The organism is Variovorax sp. GW823-FHT02B07 (genome assembly GCF_058797695.1).
In genome coordinates this window covers 208,714-225,870 of record NZ_JBXAJX010000008.1, presented here as the reverse complement: position 1 = coordinate 225,870, position 17,157 = coordinate 208,714, and the positions used below count along the sequence as shown (strand labels likewise).

The 17,157-nt window shown below is 66.6% G+C and carries 15 protein-coding genes; 9 read left to right on the top strand and 6 right to left on the bottom strand.

Annotation, left to right across the window (positions count from 1 at the left end; translation table 11 throughout):
- Both AC1RGU_RS28260 and AC1RGU_RS28255 read right to left on the bottom strand, forming a co-directional pair.
- Nucleotides 1-530, bottom strand: a 530-nt coding sequence (locus AC1RGU_RS28260; RefSeq protein WP_492699532.1) for a contractile injection system protein, VgrG/Pvc8 family, incomplete at its 3' end; no start/stop codon positions are given.
- A 25-nt stretch (nt 531-555) separates the two neighbouring features.
- A complete protein-coding gene (locus AC1RGU_RS28255; protein ID WP_492699530.1) occupies nt 556-1,386 on the bottom strand; it encodes a hypothetical protein in 831 nt (276 codons plus the stop codon).
- A 160-nt stretch (nt 1,387-1,546) separates the two neighbouring features.
- Here AC1RGU_RS28255 and AC1RGU_RS28250 point away from each other — a divergent pair, with 160 nt between their 5' ends.
- The 6 genes from AC1RGU_RS28250 (at nt 1,547) to AC1RGU_RS28225 (ending at nt 10,024) form a co-directional block, all read left to right on the top strand.
- Nucleotides 1,547-2,389 (top strand): M15 family metallopeptidase, encoded by an 843-nt coding sequence (locus AC1RGU_RS28250; protein ID WP_370681903.1) that lies wholly within the window; start codon nt 1,547-1,549, stop codon nt 2,387-2,389.
- Nucleotides 2,390-2,449: 60 nt separating this feature from the next.
- A complete protein-coding gene (locus AC1RGU_RS28245; protein ID WP_062481115.1) occupies nt 2,450-2,743 on the top strand; it encodes a PAAR domain-containing protein in 294 nt (97 codons plus the stop codon).
- Between the two features lie 90 nt (nt 2,744-2,833).
- Nucleotides 2,834-4,306, top strand: coding sequence for a hypothetical protein (locus tag AC1RGU_RS28240; RefSeq protein ID WP_492699528.1), 1,473 nt, complete (start codon nt 2,834-2,836; stop codon nt 4,304-4,306).
- A 24-nt stretch (nt 4,307-4,330) separates the two neighbouring features.
- Nucleotides 4,331-8,197 carry a type VI secretion system membrane subunit TssM gene (gene tssM / locus AC1RGU_RS28235; protein ID WP_492699526.1) on the top strand — a complete coding sequence of 1,289 codons (3,867 nt, stop codon included), beginning with the start codon at nt 4,331-4,333 and terminating at the stop codon, nt 8,195-8,197.
- On the top strand, nt 8,194-9,177 hold the full coding sequence (gene tagF, locus AC1RGU_RS28230) for a type VI secretion system-associated protein TagF (protein ID WP_095950376.1): 984 nt from the start codon (nt 8,194-8,196) through the stop codon (nt 9,175-9,177). The genes tssM and tagF overlap by 4 nt, the downstream gene beginning before the upstream one ends.
- A gap of 7 nt (nt 9,178-9,184) precedes the next feature.
- The gene (locus tag AC1RGU_RS28225; RefSeq protein ID WP_307582083.1) at nt 9,185-10,024 is read left to right on the top strand and encodes an OmpA family protein; all 840 of its coding nucleotides are present in this window, start codon (nt 9,185-9,187) and stop codon (nt 10,022-10,024) included.
- 57 nt (nt 10,025-10,081) lie between these two features.
- Here AC1RGU_RS28225 and tssA read toward each other — a convergent pair whose 3' ends face one another.
- From tssA to tssJ, 4 genes are all read right to left on the bottom strand, one after another.
- The gene (gene tssA, locus AC1RGU_RS28220; RefSeq protein WP_492699524.1) at nt 10,082-11,242 is read right to left on the bottom strand and encodes a type VI secretion system protein TssA; all 1,161 of its coding nucleotides are present in this window, start codon (nt 11,240-11,242) and stop codon (nt 10,082-10,084) included.
- Nucleotides 11,239-12,036, bottom strand: a complete 798-nt coding sequence (gene icmH / locus AC1RGU_RS28215) for a type IVB secretion system protein IcmH/DotU (protein WP_062481127.1) — start codon at nt 12,034-12,036, stop codon at nt 11,239-11,241. Before icmH ends, tssA begins: the two co-directional genes overlap by 4 nt.
- 16 nt (nt 12,037-12,052) lie before the next feature.
- Entirely contained in the window at nt 12,053-13,399 is a 1,347-nt protein-coding gene (gene tssK, locus AC1RGU_RS28210) for a type VI secretion system baseplate subunit TssK (protein ID WP_062481129.1), read from the bottom strand.
- A 79-nt stretch (nt 13,400-13,478) separates the two neighbouring features.
- The gene (gene tssJ, locus AC1RGU_RS28205) at nt 13,479-14,099 is read right to left on the bottom strand and encodes a type VI secretion system lipoprotein TssJ (protein WP_062481131.1); all 621 of its coding nucleotides are present in this window, start codon (nt 14,097-14,099) and stop codon (nt 13,479-13,481) included.
- Between the two features lie 218 nt (nt 14,100-14,317).
- Between tssJ and AC1RGU_RS28200 the strand changes: the two genes are divergently transcribed.
- The 3 genes from AC1RGU_RS28200 (at nt 14,318) to tssC (ending at nt 17,114) form a co-directional block, all read left to right on the top strand.
- Nucleotides 14,318-14,986 (top strand): tetratricopeptide repeat protein, encoded by a 669-nt coding sequence (locus AC1RGU_RS28200; RefSeq protein ID WP_157755218.1) that lies wholly within the window; start codon nt 14,318-14,320, stop codon nt 14,984-14,986.
- Between the two features lie 119 nt (nt 14,987-15,105).
- Nucleotides 15,106-15,621: a type VI secretion system contractile sheath small subunit gene (gene tssB / locus AC1RGU_RS28195; protein ID WP_062474762.1), complete on the top strand. Its 516-nt coding sequence runs from the start codon at nt 15,106-15,108 to the stop codon at nt 15,619-15,621.
- A gap of 2 nt (nt 15,622-15,623) precedes the next feature.
- Nucleotides 15,624-17,114: a type VI secretion system contractile sheath large subunit gene (gene tssC / locus AC1RGU_RS28190; protein ID WP_062474765.1), complete on the top strand. Its 1,491-nt coding sequence runs from the start codon at nt 15,624-15,626 to the stop codon at nt 17,112-17,114.
- The last annotated feature ends 43 nt before the right edge of the window (nt 17,115-17,157 follow it).

Here is a 17,157-nt window from a genome sequence, read left to right as displayed (position 1 = left end):
TACTGGGTGCAGTAGGTGCGAACGGGGGCGTCGGCGAGGAAACCGTTCACTTCGGAAGAGAAGGCCCAGCTGCCGGCTTCGGCGTACGGCGCCATCACGCGCTCGATGATGTCCGCGACGCTGCGCTGCTGGAAGACCTGACTGCGCCCCTGCTGGGTGGCCAGCCAGAGCCAGGGCACGAGTGTGAGGCGGTAGCGCGCCAGGCCGCCGTCGGCGCCCAGCGATTCGACGGCGCGGATCAAGCCTGTACGTCGTGCGAGCGAACCATTGGCCAGCACGGTGACCAACGTCAGCGGCTGGTCGATCAGCGATGAGAGCGCCAGGTCCGCACGCAAACTCAGGCACACGATGCGCAGCTCGAACAGCTGCGACACCGCCTCGCGCTGCACCCAGCCTTCCACGCGCAAGGCGTCGATGCTCTCGCGCGCGGCGCTGTTGGAGGACGACGAAGCACTCGGCGCTTCGAGGCGATACAGCCGTGCCGTCTGGCTCAGCTCGGCCCACAGGGCGCTGCGGTCAGCGGATGGCATCGGGAATTCGCTCAGGTTCGGATGCTCAAGGCTTGCAAGGTGCGCCCGGCTTGCAGTCCGCCGTTGCGGCAGTGGCCTGCGCCGACGGTGCGGGGTCGGAGGTCTTGCTGCGCTTGAGCAGCGCGGTCAGCAGGTCGGTGTCGGGATCGGGCCCCTTCGGCCGTGCCGCCGTCTGCGCGAGGTCGGTGCGCGCGGCGGGCTTCGTTGCCTTGCTGGTGTTGGCAGCGGTCTTGACCGGCTTGCCGTTCGCGGCCGTGCGCACGGGCTTCTTCGAGCCCGAGGCGATGCGCTCTGGTTTCTTTGCGGCAACGGCGCTGGCCTTGCTGTCGGCGCCTGCTTTCTTCGCGGGGGATGTTGCCGCTGCAAAGCGCGCAGGCTTCGCGGCCGGCGGCACGGCCATGGGCTGCGCACCGATGGCTGCGAACGGCGTGGAGGCCTGTTGTTGTTGCTGTTGCTGCTGTGCTGCCGGCGGCGGCGTGCTGTCGCCTTCGATGATGCGCGCGGGCGTGGGCTCCGGTGCAGCGGCGGCAACAGGCGCGTCGGGCTTCGGTGGTTCCTTGGCGACAGGCGCTGCAACCGGCGCAGGCGTTGCTGCCGCCACGGTCGTGGCTGCCGCGTCCGCGCGCTTCGATTGCAGGTGGTAGGTCGTGGCACCCGCCACACCGATCAACACCGCGAGCGAAGCCCACACACCGGGCCGTGCAAAGAAGGAACGCGCGCCGCTCTCGCGGCCACCGAACTGTGCGAGCACCCGCGTGGATTCGCCGCCGGGTGCGGCAGTCGATGTGGCCGCGGTGGGTGCGTTCGAACCGAGCAGGCTCGGTCGGTCCTTGTGGGCGTCTGACGCGCCCATCATGGATGGGTGGTCCGGCTGGCTGCGGGCATGTGATTTCTCCCCTCGGCTTTATGTGGCGTGATCAACGCGATATCGCAATTGGGATGCAACAAGGTGCTGCGTGCGATGGGTTCAAATTTTTAAGCGACTCATACAATTGAGTGGCTCTCATTGAACACCGTTGATCTTCTTCACTCTCTTTTGTTATTTTGCCTTGATGGTGGCAGCACTTGCCATCTTCTTGTTCCCTTCTTTTCGTGACCGTGTGTTGCGAGCGACGGTCTCCATTTCTACTGCTATTGCATTCTTTTTTATTGGAATAGGACGCCGTCTCGGCTTTGTGTCCGAAGCAAGTTTTCAGTTGATGCGCGACAGCGGATCAGGAGTGCGTACTTTTGCCGTAAGGCATCGCTACCTGCTGCTGTCGGGCATGGGCCTGCTTATCGTGCCGGTGTTGTTAAGTGTGACTTTCGGAAGTGGCCGGGTTCTGTTCTTCGACGACTGGGCCGCCACAAGCGATCCGAAGATCGAGGCCTTGCTCAAGGGCGAGCAGCTGGTGCCGCCACAGCCATTGCCGCCCGAGGTGTTTGCCACCGCGGAGGTGGAGCAGATTCGTCCGCTCACGAAAGAAGGCAGTCGGGACTGGGCTGTTCTCGATGTGGACTTTCGTAATCGTTTGCTGCTCGTCTACAAGATCATGAAAGAAAAGCACGGCTACGACCTCGCATTGCTCGAGGGTTATCGCAGCCCCGAACGACAAGCCAAACTCGCTGCATTGGGCAATACAGTGACCATGGCGAAGGCCAATCAAAGCTATCATCAGTATGGACTTGCGGCAGACAACGCGTTCTATCGCAATGGCAAGCTGGTGATCTCTGAAAAAGATCCATGGGCCATGGAAGGCTATCGCCTCTATGGCGAAGCGGCCGAGTCCGTGGGCTTGGTGTGGGGTGGTCGATGGTCCTTCAGGGACTACGGTCACGTGGAGTACCGCAAGCCGGGATTTAAATTGTCACGCAACTGAATGCCGAGACGACATCTGTCGCACCGGCACACCACGAGGCAATCAAGGGGGAGAGTTCAAATGGGTGAGGATCAACCCGAGGCGGACAACGACCGCCCGTGGATCGTTCTGCATGACAAGACCGACCACGGTGGCTTCGTGATCACCGCATCCGAAAACACGCACATCGATGAACGGCGCGTGGCGCGCATCGGCGACATGGTGTCGTGCCCGCGGCCCGGCCATGGCATCAACCCCATCGTGACGGGCAGCGACTGCGTGTCGATCGATGGCCGTCGCGTGGCGCGCCACGGCGACCGGGCGGCCTGCGGTTGCAGGCTGTTGTCCAGCCAGATCGCTTCCGCGTCCGAATGACGGCGGTGCGCCCTTCTTCGGCTGCAGGCATGGCATGCGGTCGCGCGACCGCGTGCGTGCGCTCGTGACAAAGGCCTTCACGGGTTCCTGATGCTGTCGCGACTGATCAAGCCCGTGCTCCTGGCCTGCGCCGTGTTCATCACGGTGTGGGTGCTCGTGATCGTCTACTGGCAGTACACGGCGCGCATGCCCAGCACGAGCGACATCGCGCTCTACCTTGTCGTGCTGCCGTTGGCATTGATGCTCTTCTATGTGGTGCTGCGCCGCATCTTCACGGCTGCACCCGCTGCTGCGTTGCCCGCAGCTGGGGCGACAGTGGCCGCAGGCGCCACCGCCTCATCGAATGCCGTAGCAACCGAGGCCTCGCAAGAGCGCCTGCAGATGGCCGTGCTGGCCTTCGCCCTTCGCACGCCGCGCGGCAGCGATGCCGACACGGTGGCCACCGCGATCGGCCAGGCGCAGACGCCAGAGCTCGTTCCCGAACTGCGTGACGGCGAAGGCTTCCCCGTCATCGCGGGCCGCGTCGATGGCATCGACGAGAACGAGCTGCGCGAGCACCTGCGCGAAAGCCTGCAACCGGCCGGCGAAGCTTTCGATGTCGATGCGCTGCCCGACGACCGGCTGCGCGCCATTCACCTGATGTCCGACGTGCTGCAGGAGCTGCTGGCGTCCGCGGCCGAAGCCATCGCCAACGCGGGTGATGCGCTCGCGGTGCGTGCGCCCGGGCGCTTCGTGTCCAGCGGCGGCGTCATCCCGGGGCCGGCGGCGGCGCCGCAGCTGAACCTCTCGCTGCTGTTGCCGGGCGCATGGAGCGAGAGCGAACGCGCGATCGCCACGCAGTGCGTGCAGCAGCGCGTGCGCGAAGGCGATGCCTCGCAGCGCTGGCTCGTCGACTGCTTCAAGAGCGAAGACGGCGTGTCGGCCATGGCGCTGCTCGACCGCATCAGCCTGTCGCTCCATCGCGAGCAAAGGCCCGCGCTGTGGATCGCGCTGGCGGCCGACTCCTCGGTGTCCGAAGCGAGCATTGCGCGCTGGGAGGCCGATGGCCTGCTGTACACCGCCACGCGCCGCAAGGGCCGCGTGCCCGGCGAAGCCGCCGCGGGCCTGCTGCTCGTGCGCGCCGGCGATGCGCTGCTGGCGCCGCCCGAGGCCGTGCGCCTGTCGCGCAGCGCAAGCGGCCAGCGCGAGGCCTCGGCCGACACCGCGCGCACGCCCGATGCGAGCTTGCTCGATCGCTTTGCTCAACATCTGATGGCTACGTCGGCTCTCGAGACCGCCCAGGTCGACTGGGTCGTGAGCGACGCCGACCACCGCACCAGCCGCGTCACCGAAGTGGCCAGGCTCGTGCAGGAGCGGCTGCCGCACGTGCCCTTCGAAAACAACCTCTCTGTCTGCGCCACCCTGGGTCACCTGGGGGCCGCGGCCGACATGAGCGCCGTCGTGCTCGCGTGCCACCTGGCCGCGCGCGATGCACGGCATGTGCTCGCCATTTCCGTGCAGGACGCGCTCGCCCGAACGGCCTTGCTGGCCGGCCCGGCGAGCCCCGCGTCACCCGCTACTTAAACAGGACCGATTCCAGAAACTTCTATGCGGCGATTCTTCAGTTTCCTGGCCGATCCGCGCACCTTGTCGGTGATCGGCGCCATCGCGCTCGGCGCGTTCCTGCTGCTCGGGGCGCAGACGCTCGAAGTCGGCGCGATCTGGGCCGTCGGCATCTTCGTGGTGCTGTTGTTGTTGTGGTTGCTCGTGTGGTTCGTGCGGCGCATGCGCACGCGCGCGGCCAACCGCAAGCTCGGCGACATGCTCGAGGACCAGGCCGACGCCGCCGTGCGCGACAGCGACCCCGAGCGCAAGGCCGAGATCGACGAGCTGCGCGGGCGCATGGTCGAGGCGGTGAAGACCATCAAGACCTCGAAGATCGGGCAGATGTCGGGCAGCGAGGCGCTGTATGAGCTGCCCTGGTACATGGTCATCGGCAACCCGGCGGCGGGCAAGAGCAGCGCCATCCTGAATTCGGGCCTGCAGTTCCCGTTCGCCGACAAGGGCAACGCGGTGATCCAGGGCATCGGCGGCACGCGCAACTGCGACTGGTTCTTCACCACCGAAGGCATCGTGCTCGACACGGCGGGGCGTTACTCGATTCACCAGGAAGACCGCAAGGAGTGGTTCGGCTTCCTCGACCTGCTCAAGAAGTACCGGCCGAAGGCGCCCATCAACGGCATCATCATCACGGCCAGCATTCCCGAGCTGATCGGCAGCCGGCCCGACTTCGCGATCCAGCTCGCGAAGAACCTGCGCCAGCGCATGCAGGAGCTCACCGAGCGGCTCGAGGTGTTCGCGCCGGTGTACGTGATGTTCACCAAGGCCGACCTGATCACCGGCTTTGCGGAATTCTTCGGCGACAGCGACAAGATGGAGCGCGACCGCGTGTGGGGCGCCTCGCTGCCCTACGACGGCGACGAGAAGCAGGACGCCGTGGCGCTGTTCGACAAGCGCTTCGACGAGCTCTACATGGGCCTGAAGGAAATCAGCGTCTCGCATTTCGCGAACCACCGCAGCAGCGATCCGTCGCCCGAACTGCTGATCTTCCCGCTCGAGTTCGCGGCCATCAAGCCCGCGCTGCGCGCCTTCCTGGCCACGCTGTTCGAGAGCAACCCGTTCCAGCACAAGCCGGTGTTTCGCGGCTTCTACTTCACCAGCGCCTTGCAAGAGGGCACGATGCGCAGCCTGTCGACCGAGCGCATCGCCAAGCGCTTCGGTCTCACGTTGAGCAACGCGGCCACCAAGTCCAAGGAAATCTATTCGCAGAACGGGTTCTTCCTGCGCGACCTGTTCTCCAAGGTGATCTTTGCCGACAAGAAGACGGTGCGGCAGTTCTCCAGCCCCGTGAAGGCGCGCGTGCGCTACGTGAGCTTCTTCGCCTTCGTCGCCGTGCTGGGCCTGCTGCTGGGCGGCTGGACCTGGTCGTACCTGGGCAACCGGCAGCTGGTGGAGAACGTGCAGGCCGACCTGGACAAGGTGGTCAAGCTGCAGGCCAGCGACAACGGCTTGCGCACACGCTTCGAGGCGCTGGGCATCCTGCAGGACCGCATCGAGCAGCTCGAGAAATTCCGCAACGACCGGCCGCTGTCGCTGTCGCTGGGCCTGTACCAGGGCAACCAGCTCGAAGACAAGCTGGTGGCCGAGTACTACGGCGGCGTGAAGCAGCTCATGCTCGCGCCGGTGTCCGACAACCTGCAGGCCTTCCTGCGCGAGGTCAATGCGCACCCCGACCGCCTGAAGCGCGCCGACGCGGTAGCCGCGCTGACGGGCGGCGCATCGCCTGCGCCGCTGCCGGTCGCCGGTGCCACGACCACCACGGCACCCGCCGCGGCGCCGGAAGGCGGCGGCCTGTACGCCGGCTCCTCGCCGGCCGACGTGCAGGACGCCTACAACGCGCTCAAGACCTACCTCATGCTGTCCGACAAGCGGCAGGTGGAAACGGCGCACCTCACCGACCAGATCTCGCGCTTCTGGCGCGGCTGGCTCGAGAGCAACCGCGGCGACATGCCGCGCGCGGCGGTCATCCGCGATGCCGAGCGAATGATCACCTTCTACCTGCGCCGCGTGGGCGACGACAACTGGCCCGCGCTGGCCGACACCAACCTGGCGCTGGTCGAGCAGACACGCGACAACCTGCGCCGCGTGGTGCGCGGCATGCCGGCGCGCGAACGCGTGTACGCCGAGATCAAGGCGCGCGCCTCCACGCGCTTCGCACCGATGACGGTGGCGCGCATCCTCGGGGCCACGGCCAGCAGCGCCGAAGCCGAAGGCACCCTTGCCGGCAGCGTCGCCATCTCGGGCGCGTTCACGCGCGAGGCCTGGCAGCAGTACGTGGACGACGCGATCCGCGACGCGGCGAACAAGGAAACATCGAGCAAGGACTGGGTGCTCAACGTCGCCGGCAACGACGACCTGACGCTCGAAGGCAGCCCGGAGCAGATCCGCAAGACGCTGGCCACCATGTACAAGCTGGAGTACGCCAAGGAGTGGCAGCGCTTCCTGCAGGGCATCGCGGTGAAGGACATGGGCAGCTTCGAGCAGGCCGTGGTGGCGATGAACCAGCTGGGCGATCCGCAGAACTCGCCGATCCGCAAGGTCTTCGACACCGTGTACGACCAGACCTCGTGGGACAACCCCTCGCTGGTCAACGCCGGCCTGCAGCAAGCGCGCACCGGGGCCTTCAACTGGTTCAAGCGCCTCTTCAGCCGCGCCACGCCGTCGCAGGTCAACGTGAACGTCGACCTCAACGGCGGTGCCACCGAAATCCCGATGGGCCCGATCGGGCGCGAGTTTGCGGGCGTGGCACGCCTGGTGGTCGAGCGCGACAACACCTCGCTGCTGCGCGGCTACCTGGGCACGCTGTCCAAGCTGCGCGGGCGCTTCAACCAGATCAAGAACCAGGGCGACCCCGGACCGGGCGCGCGCCAGCTCATGCAGCAGACGCTGGAAGGCAACGGCTCCGAGCTGGCCGACGCGCTCAAGTACGTCGACGAGCAGATGCTCACCGGCATGGACGCCGCGCAGCGCCAGGCGCTGCGACCGCTGCTGGTGCGCCCGCTGCTGCAGGCCTACGCGGTGACGGTGCAGCCGACGGCGGTCGAGGTCAACAAGATCTGGAGCGCGCAGGTGCACCAGCCCTTCCAGCAGTCGCTGGCCACCAAGTACCCGTTCTCGGCGAGCGCGAAGATCGAGGCCTCGCCGGCGGAAATCGCGCAGTTCTTCGGACCTGAAGGCGCCATCGGCAAGTTCGTGACGACCACGCTGGGCTCGCTGGTGATCCGCCGCGGCGACCTGCTGTCGCCGCGCGCCTGGGGCGACCAGGGCCTCACGCTGAGCCCCGACTTCGTGAACGGTTTTGCGCAGTGGGTGGCGCCGCTGTCGGGCGGTGCCGTGGCCGGGGCCGGCGGCAGCGCGCAGCCGCAGACGCTGTTCCAGATCCTGCCGCAGCCCGTGTCGGGCCTGACGGAATACATGGTCGAGATCGATGGCCAGCAGCTGCGCTACCGCAACACGCCGCCGCAGTGGTCCAACTTCGTCTGGCCCAACGCACAGGGCACGCCGGGCGCGAAGATCACCGCCGTCACCTTCGACGGGCGCACGGTCGAGCTGATCAACGAGCCGGGCAACTTCGGCCTGGAGCGCCTGCTGAGCACGGCGCAGCGCACCAAGTTGCCCGACGGCAGCTTCGAGCTCACCTGGGCGCGCGACAACGCGAGCGTGACCGTCAAGCTGCGCGTGATCCAGAACACGCAGTCGGCCGGTTCGGGCGGCGATTCGCCGCAAGGCAAGGGCCTGCGCGGCACGGTGCTGCCGTCGACGGTCGCAGAGATCGGTGTGCCGCGCGCAGCAGCACCCGCAGCGGTTCAGGCACCGGCCCAGGCGCCGGTGCAGGCAGGGGGAGCAGGCAAATGAGCGCGCCACAACAGCTGTGCTACTTCGGCAAGTTGCCCGGTCGCGGCGACTTCGTGAAGGGCCTGTACAACCCGCAGCTCATCAAGGTGTTCGACCACTGGCTGTCGCAGACCATGGAGATGCTGTCGGAAGACCCGCGCTGGAAGCTGATCTACGACAACGCGGCGCCGATGCACTTCGTGTGCCTGGGCTCGCGCAGCCGCGTCGCCATTGCGGGGCACGTGCGCCCCAGCCGCGACGAGTCGTCGCGCCGCTACCCGTTCCTGGCGGCCACCTCGGTGGACGTGGACGAGGCGCTCGACTTCATGCGCGGCGCGCCGATGCTCATCGGCCCCTACTGGGACCGCATGGCGGTGCAGGTGCAGTCGCTGGCGGCCGGCACCGACCTGGACAACGAGCTGAAGAAGTTCGAGGCCATCGACCCGGCCATCGAGACCGGCTTCAAGAAGTCGGCCTCGCGCGCCACCTATGCGGCGTTCACGCGCGACACCAGCCTGCTGCGCATCGAGCAGATGCTCAACTTCGACGGCCACAAGGTGTCGCTGCGCCGCGCCATCCTGGCGCTGGGCCTGCTGCTGCAGCCGGTGATGGCCAGCGCGGTGTCGCACCTGGAAAAGGGGCTCACGCTGCCGCTGCCGCGCGACCCGGTCGACCGTTCGCTGATCGCCACCTTCTGGCTCGAGATGGTGTCGCAGTTCCTGGCCAAGGCCGACTTCGAACTGGTGCTGCTGGTCACCGAGATCGACGGCCGCTCGCGGCTGGTGATCGGCTTCAACGGCCTGTCGCCGCGCAGCCTGCAAAGCGTGCTGCATCCGCAGGTCTACACCGAGCACAACATCGACATCGACAACCCGGAGTGGGTCGAGGACACCATCCACAGCAACTACGCGATGTTCAAGCTGGTGAGCTACCTCGACCAGCCGCAGCTGCCGCTGGACATCGTGCTCACCGCCTTTCGCGAAGTCTTCATCGGGGAATGACACGGTCATGAATTGTTCTTTGCGCGTTCTCGTGCTGTCCATGGCCTGCGGGCTCGCGCTCGTACCGGCCGTGCAGGCCCAGCAACCACAACAACCGGCGGCGGGCGCCACCGCCGCCCGCGTCGAGACCACGCCCGCGGCCGTCGGCAAGGGCGAGCCGGTCGTGGCCGGCGGGCAGGTGCCCGACGAAGCCACGCGCATCGCCGTCATCGAGGCGCTGCGCCGCGTCTATGGTCCCAGCGGCGTGATCGACAAGATCGAGGTGGTGAACACCGTCAGCATGCCGGCCAACTGGAGCGCCAACGTGCAGCGGCTGATCACGTCCTCGCTCAAGGACATCCACCGCGGCCAGCTCCAGATCGAGGGCACGCAGATGGCGCTGAGCGGCGAGGTTGGCAACGAGGCGCTGCGCCAGAAGATCGTGAGCGACATGGCGAATTCGCTCAACCCGACCTACACCATCAAGAACAGCCTGCGCGTGCCCGTGTCGGAGCAGATCGCGGTCGACCAGGTGCTGGGCAACCGCACCATCGAGTTCGAGCTGGGCAGCGCCACGCTCACGGGCAAGGGCCGCGCCATCCTCGACGAGATGGCGCCCATCCTGCAGAAGCTCACGAACAAGTCGGTGGCGGTGGTGGGCCACACCGACAACGCGGGCAACCGCACGTCGAACCTGGCGCTGAGCCAGTCGCGCGCCGAGTCGGTCAAGGGCTACCTGGTGGGCAAGGGCATCGACCCGATGACGCTCACGACCTCGGGCGTGGGCCCGGACCAGCCGGTGGCGAGCAACGCGACCGACGAGGGGCGCTCGCGCAACCGGCGCATCGAGTTCCGCGTCGGACGCTAAAGAAGAAAGGCCCGCAACGCGGGCCTTTCTTCTTTCACTCAGCGCGAAGGCGCGAAGTCAGCGCGACTCGTCGTCGCCCTTTGGCAGGTCGAGCAAGTCCACCAGCTGGGCCAGTTCCTGCTCGTTCTTGATCACGTTGCGCAGCCAGGCATGCAGCGGCATGTCGGCCCAGCGCGCGGCCTTGTTCGCCATGTAGGCGGCCGGGCTCGAGGGCTCGGTCTGCTCGAAATACGCCGCCACTTCCTTGAGCTGCGCGATGGCCTGTGCGCGGCTGTGGATGCCGGGTGGCAGCGCGGCGGGCACATGCACCGCGGCGTGGTAGGTGGGAGATGAATGGGGCATGGCGGCGTCGAAGACAGGTTCGATGCGGGTCGGGGCAGCCGGTGCGCTGGCGGCCGGTGCAGCGGCAGTGGCTTGTGGCGCCGCGCCGTTGTCGATCGGCACGCCGGCCTCGCGCGCGAAGCGCTCGACGGCCTGGCGGATGGCCGTGGCCGCGTCCTTCGCGGCGCGAAAGCTCGGGCCGTTGGAAGCGGTGCGTTCGTCGAACACGGCCTCGAACTCGGCCAGCGCCTGCTCGCAGGCCTGCACGTCGCGGTGCGTCTTCTGCAAGAACTTCGCGGGCGTGGCGCGGCGCAGGCGGTCGAACTGCTCGAGCGTCACCTTGTTGCGCTGCAGCTCGTCGGCCTGCGCCGGCGTGCGGCGGATGGCCTGGTCGAGCGCCAATGCGGTCTCCCAGACCAGCGCGCTGTGGCCGGTGCTGCCGTCGCTCACGATGGGCGCGCGCTGCAGCAGCTCGACCGAGCGCGAGATCAGCCAGGTGACGGTGCCGATGCGCATCTCGATGTCGCCGCCCTCGGGCTGCGGATGCAGTTCGTCCCAGTACTGGCGGCACAGGCCGCTGAGCAGGCGGTAGCCGTCGGCCAGCCCCTCGAAGCCGCGCTGGCTGGCCAGCGCGTCGGTGAGCCACACGCCCAGGCGCAGGTCCTTGGTGGACGCGCGCAGCAGCTTGTCGCACTCGGCAATCACGAAGGGCCAATTGGCCTCCTTCAGTTCGATGACCCATTCGCCCTGTTCGAGCGAGGGGTCGTCGTGCTTGCGCGCTTCTTGAATAGCGTCGAACTCGCGCGAGAACAGCATGTCCTCGCCGCAGGGCTTGGCCTCCGAGATCGGGGCCAGCAGGGCCGCGAGGTCGAGGCGGTTCGTCGCGGCCGTGGTCATGGCAGCGAGATCGTCAGGTTGGCCTGGCGCGGGCCGAGCTTCACGATGTCCTGGTAGCTCGCGAGCGCGCCCTGCGTGGTGCTGCCCAGGTGCGCCGACAGGCCGATGAAGCCCAGCAGCCCGATGAGCGCGAACAGCGCGGCCACCACCCACTGCGGCGCCTCGCGCTTGAGCGAGTGCGAGATCAGGTCGGGCAGCGGCCAGTGCGGCGCGAACGGCGTGCGCTTGCCGCGCGCGTTGGCAATCTCGTCGCCCACGCGCGCCGTGAGGTAGGCCAGCTTCTCGGTGCCGTCGATGGCGTACTTGCCCTGGAAGCCCAGCAGCAGGCACATGTAGAACACCTCGAGCGTCTGGATGCGCGCGGCGCCGTGCGCCCGCTCGACCTCGAGCATGTTGAAGAAGTTCTCGCCCGCCAGCTGGTCGCCGAACAGCGTGAGCTGCAGCGGCCGGCGCTCCCATTCGGAGCGGATGGCGAACTCGGGCGCCGAGAGCACGAACTCGTCGACGGTGGCGCAGAAGGCGTATTTGGCCGCGTGGATCTGCTCGGCCGTGGCGTCGAGCTTGCGCGCGTTGCGCTCGAACTCGCCCAGGTAGTTGCGGATGCCCGTGAGGAACTGCTCGGTGGTGGCCGGCTGCTGCTTCTTCTTGAGCAGGAACAGCATCACGAAGCCGTCGTACAGCAGGTCGAGCAGGCTGGAGTCGGCGTCGGGCGCCACGCCGGCCGGCGTGAACGAGGCCGGCGGCGCATCGGCGCCCAGCAGGGAAGGGGCCTTGTTGAGGGTGGTGGTGTTCATACGATCGGGCGGGTGATCAGCCGGTCACGGCGATCAGTTCGAGTTGCATGTCGGGGATGCCGGCCGGCGCGTAGATGGTGACGCTCTGCGCCTGCAGCATGCGGTCGTACAGCTGGCTCTTGCTGTCGATGGAGAAGTAGCAGGCGCCCGCGCGGATCGGAATGGCCGGCGGCACCTGCGGCGCGTAGACGATGCGCACGCCCGGCATGGCCGAGAGCACGAGCTTGTCGACGTCTTCGGGTGCGCCGATCTTGAAACGCTGCGGCACCACCTCGGCCAGCTCGGCGGCCGGCATGCTGGCGGTGACCGACATGTAGAACACGGTCTTCTCGTCGATCTTTCCGGAATCGAGGCGCCCCAGGTAGAAGGCGTTGCGCGTCTCGGTGAGCGCAATGGCGAAGTAGCGCGTGGAGATCACGGTGTCGAGCAGGTCGCGCACGATGCGGTCGAGCTCGGCGAAGGCCGGGCCCGGCTTCTCGTGGTCGTACACCGGCAGGTCGTTCAGCGAGTAGGTCTTGGCGAAGGTCATCAGCGCGCCGGCCAGGCTCAGCAGTTCCTGGAACAACCGCTCCGGGTGCAGCGACGGATGATGGAACAGGTGCGAGAGCGAGGCGAAGGCCGAGTTGGCCGTGTGCAGCAGCCAGAACGAGGCGATGTCGCCCGAGCGGAACTCGATGATGTTCTTGCTCGGCTCACGGTGGATGCCGTAGAGCGAATTGACCTTGGCTTGCAGCACGTCGAGCAGCCGGCGCAGCTGCTGGAACACGGTGGGCGAGGCGTCGATGCTGGTGCACGGCGGCACGAAGCTGCGGTCGATCTCGAAGCCGCCCGCGGCGGTGCGGCGGATGCGGATCACCGGGATCGACACGAACTGCTCGCGCGGCTCGGTGTCGGCCAAGAGCTTCACGCTCTTGCGCAGGAACACCACCTCGGCGCTCACGGCGTTGGTGTACAGGTCGAGCGACTGCGTCGCGTCGCTGGTGTAGCGCGCGGCAAAGCCTTCCTCGTTGGGGTCTGTGTAGTTCTTGCCGAGTTCCTTCACCGGGTGCAGCACGAGGTAGAAGGTGATCTCGTTCTGGCCCGGGCTCAGCGTGTCCAGCGAGATGGGCGGGGGCAGCGCGTCGGCCTGCGGCGCCGCGTAGGGCTCGCCGTCGGGGAACACCAGCGACAGCTGCGAGGCGCGCAGCATGCCGCTGGCCAGCGCATCGAGGTCGAAGCTGATGGAGCGCACGCCCCAGAAGTACGGATGCAGCGTCTGCGCCGTGGCGCGCAGGCGCGCCTCGTGGTACGCGTCTTGGCGCTGGAAATGCTGGGGGCGTAGAAACAAGCCCTCTCCCCAGAGGACCTTGGCTGCGTAGCTCACGTCGGATCAACTCCCCACAATTTTTTTTGAATGTATCGCATCGTCGTGTCGACTCGGACAGGCCCGCCGTCGCTGCAGATCAGGCGGGCGAGGGCCGGCAAGTTACCGGCCCCAACAGGTTGAGCGCGCCCGTGGGGGCGGCGCCTTGTGCGTTCTGCTGGCCCACCACCGCGCCTGTCGTGACGGTGAGCGCGCAGGCATGCGCGCCCATCACGATGCCGGTCTTCTCGGCGTCGGCGGCGTTGAAGGCGAAGCGCCAGCGCTGCGCATCGGGCGAGTGGAACAGCACCACCACGGCCACCGCGTTGGCGCTGCGCGGAACCATCTCGGTCCAGGTGTATTGCTGGTCGGGAATGAGCGTGATTTCGCGGCTCTCGACGAGGTCGTCGCCCAGCTGTGTCTTGTCGCGACCCGGCGTGACGAAGGCGTCGAAGGACGACTGGTAGAAGCCCGTCGTTTCCTTCAGCTTGTAGATGCGCATCACCACGGACAGCGGGCGGTTGCGGCCATCGGCGTTGAGGTTCTTGCCCGCGGCGATCGACATCGTCACCTTGCGCGGGGGCTTTTGCGACTCGGGCAGCTCGGGCTTCTTCAGTCCGCTCGCCTCGAGCGCGATGTTGGCGATCGTGAGCGCCGGCGAGCTGCACCCGCCGAGCATCAACGCGGCCAGCAGCGCGCCAGATGTAATTAATATTTTCATTAAAAGCGAGTCGTAACAATATTTCGATGGACCAAATAGGATTAACCGATTTCGAAAATGACTTTCGATTAGGAAATTAGCATTAATCCGCCCCCGTCATTTGCCATCCACGCGGCTGTAGTATCGTGTATTGTTATTGTCAACGGTCGCAATTTAATGAATGATTGCGGCCTGCTAAAAAGTCAGATCAGGGGGGGAATGTGTCGATTCGAAAAATCATGTCGCGCACGATGATTGCCGGTGCCATTGCGAGCACCGTCTTTTTGTCGGCCTGTACCACCACGCCGGACGCGGCCGTTGCGCAGGCGACCGCCGCCTACAACAAGAGCCTGGCCGAGGTCGATGCCGCCGCGGCAGCCGCCACCGGCGACAAGGCGCCCGTCATCCGCCAGTACCAGCAGCTCGCCACCGACAACCCGACCCGCGGTGAGCCGTGGTCGCGCATCGCGCAGATCTACTTCAACGAAGGCCGCTACAGCCTGGCCATCTCGGCCGCCGAGGAGTCGCTGCGCCGCGACCCGTCCAGCCGCCAGGCCAAGAGCATCACCGCCGTGGGCGGCCTGCGCCTGGCAGCCCGCTCCATCGAGGACCTGGGCAAGGACAGCAGCCTGAGCGGCGACGCCAACGCCGACGCCTACCGCCTGGCCGCCCTGCTGCGCGAAACCCTGGGCCTGTCGGTCCTGGTGCCCGCCGGCCCCGAAGCCAAGCCGGCACCCACGCGCCGCGCCGCGGCCCCCAGCCCGGCACCCGCGCCCTCGTCGTCATCGTCCGCCGCGCCGACCCCGGTCGCCGCCGCACGGCCCGCCCCGGTCGCCGCGCCGCGCCCGGCACCTGCCGCGCCCGCCCCGCGCGCGGGTGGCGGCAATCCATTTGACGCGCTCAAGTAATTGTCCGGTTTTTGAATTGGTTTTAAACCAATGTATTAACGAATGGGCGTGCGATCTGAAAATGGGTCGTACAACTTTTTAATTCGTTTCTCAGTCCTATTGCGAAGGTATTGAAGCTTATGGCGACCAAAAGACAGAGCGTGCAGAAGCGTCTCCAAAAAGTGCGCCCGCCGCGCGTGCAACTCACGTACGACGTGGAGCTCGGTGACGCCATCGAGAAAAAGGAATTGCCTTTCGTCGTCGGCGTGATCGCCGACCTGGCGGGCCAGTCCGAGGTGGAGCAGCCCAAGCTCAAGGACCGCAAGTTCGTCAACATCGACCGCGACAACATGGACGACGTCATGAAGGGCGTGGCCCCGCGTGCCGCCTTCCAGGTGCCGAACAAGCTGGACGGGCGCGGCGGCAGCTTCGGTGTCGACCTCACCTTCAACTCGATGGACGCCTTCTCGCCCGAAGCCGTCGTCGAGCAGATCGAGCCGCTCAAGCGCCTGCTCGACGCGCGCACCAAGCTGGCCGACCTGCGCAACAAGATGGCCGGCAACAGCAAGCTCGAAGACCTGCTGGCCGACGTGCTGAACAACACCGAGCAACTCCAGCGCCTGGGACAAGGCGTTGGCAAGAAGGACGAAAGCTGAACATGACCGCGCAAGCACTTTCGGCATCGAGCGGTGCCGCTTCGTCTGAAGCCTCGGTCGACCTGCTCGACCAGATCGTCGAGAAGAGCAAGGTCGCCAAGTCCGACGTGGAACACACGCGCACCAAGGACCTCATCGGCGAACTCGTCAGCCAGGTCCTCGAAGGCTCGGTGATCGTCTCCGACAACGTGTCGGCCATGATCGACGCGCGCGTGGCCGACCTGGACGCGCTCATCTCCGCCCAGCTCAGCGCCGTGATGCACGCGCCCGAGTTCCAGAAGCTGGAGAGCACCTGGCGCGGCCTGGAGTACCTGGTCAAGGAAACGCCGACCGGCACCATGCTCAAGATCAAGGTCATCAACGCCACCAAGCGCGACCTGATCCGCGACTTCAAGGCCGCCGTCGAGTTCGACCAGAGCGCGATGTTCAAGAAGGTCTACGAAGAAGAGTTCGGCACCTTCGGCGGTGCGCCGTTCGGCGCGCTGGTGGGCGACTTCGACGTCACGCGCCAGCCGGAAGACATGTACTTCCTGGACCAGATGGCGCACGTGGCCGCTGCCGCCCATGCGCCTTTCATCGGCGCGGCCTCGCCCGAGCTGCTGGGCCTGGAAAGCTTTGCCGACCTGGGCAAGCCGCGCGACATGGCCAAGGTGTTCGACACCGTCGAGTACGCCAAGTGGAAGTCGTTCCGCGATTCGGAAGACTCGCGCTACGTCGGTCTCACGCTGCCGCGCTTCCTCGGGCGCCTGCCCTACCACCCGCGCGAAGGCACGGTGGTCGACAGCTTCAACTTCGTCGAAGACGTCGACGGCACCGACCACGCCAAGTACCTCTGGTGCAACGCGGCCTGGGCCTTCGCCACGCGCCTGACGGCCGCGTTCGACGACTTCGGCTGGTGCGCGGCCATCCGCGGCGTCGAAGGTGGCGGCCTGGTCGAAGACCTGCCCACGCACACCTTCAAGACCGACGAAGGCGAGATCGCCCTGAAGTGCCCGACCGAGATCGCCATCACCGACCGGCGCGAAAAGGAGCTCAGCGACCTGGGCTTCATTCCGCTCGTGCACTGCAAGAACTCCGACTACGCGGCGTTCTTCGGCGCGCAGTCGCTGCAGAAGGCCAAGAAGTACAACACCGACAGCGCCAACGCCAACGCGGTGCTCTCGGCGCAGCTGCAGTACATCTTCTCGGTGTCGCGCATCGCGCACTACCTCAAGGCCATGATGCGCGACAAGATCGGCAGCTTTGCCTCGGCGCACAACGTCGAACAGTTCCTGAACCGCTGGATCGCGCAGTACGTGCTGCTCGACGACAACGCGACGCAGGAACAGAAGGCCCAGTTCCCGCTGCGCGAAGCCGCCATCCAGGTCGGCGAAGTGCCCGGGCGGCCCGGCGTGTACCGCGCGGTCGCGTTCCTGCGCCCGCACTTCCAGCTGGATGAACTGTCTATTTCACTGCGCTTGGTCGCCGATCTGCCGAAGTCAGTGAATAAGTAAGGAGGCAGATCGGGTGCGCGGCCGAGGGGCCGTGCTGCAACAC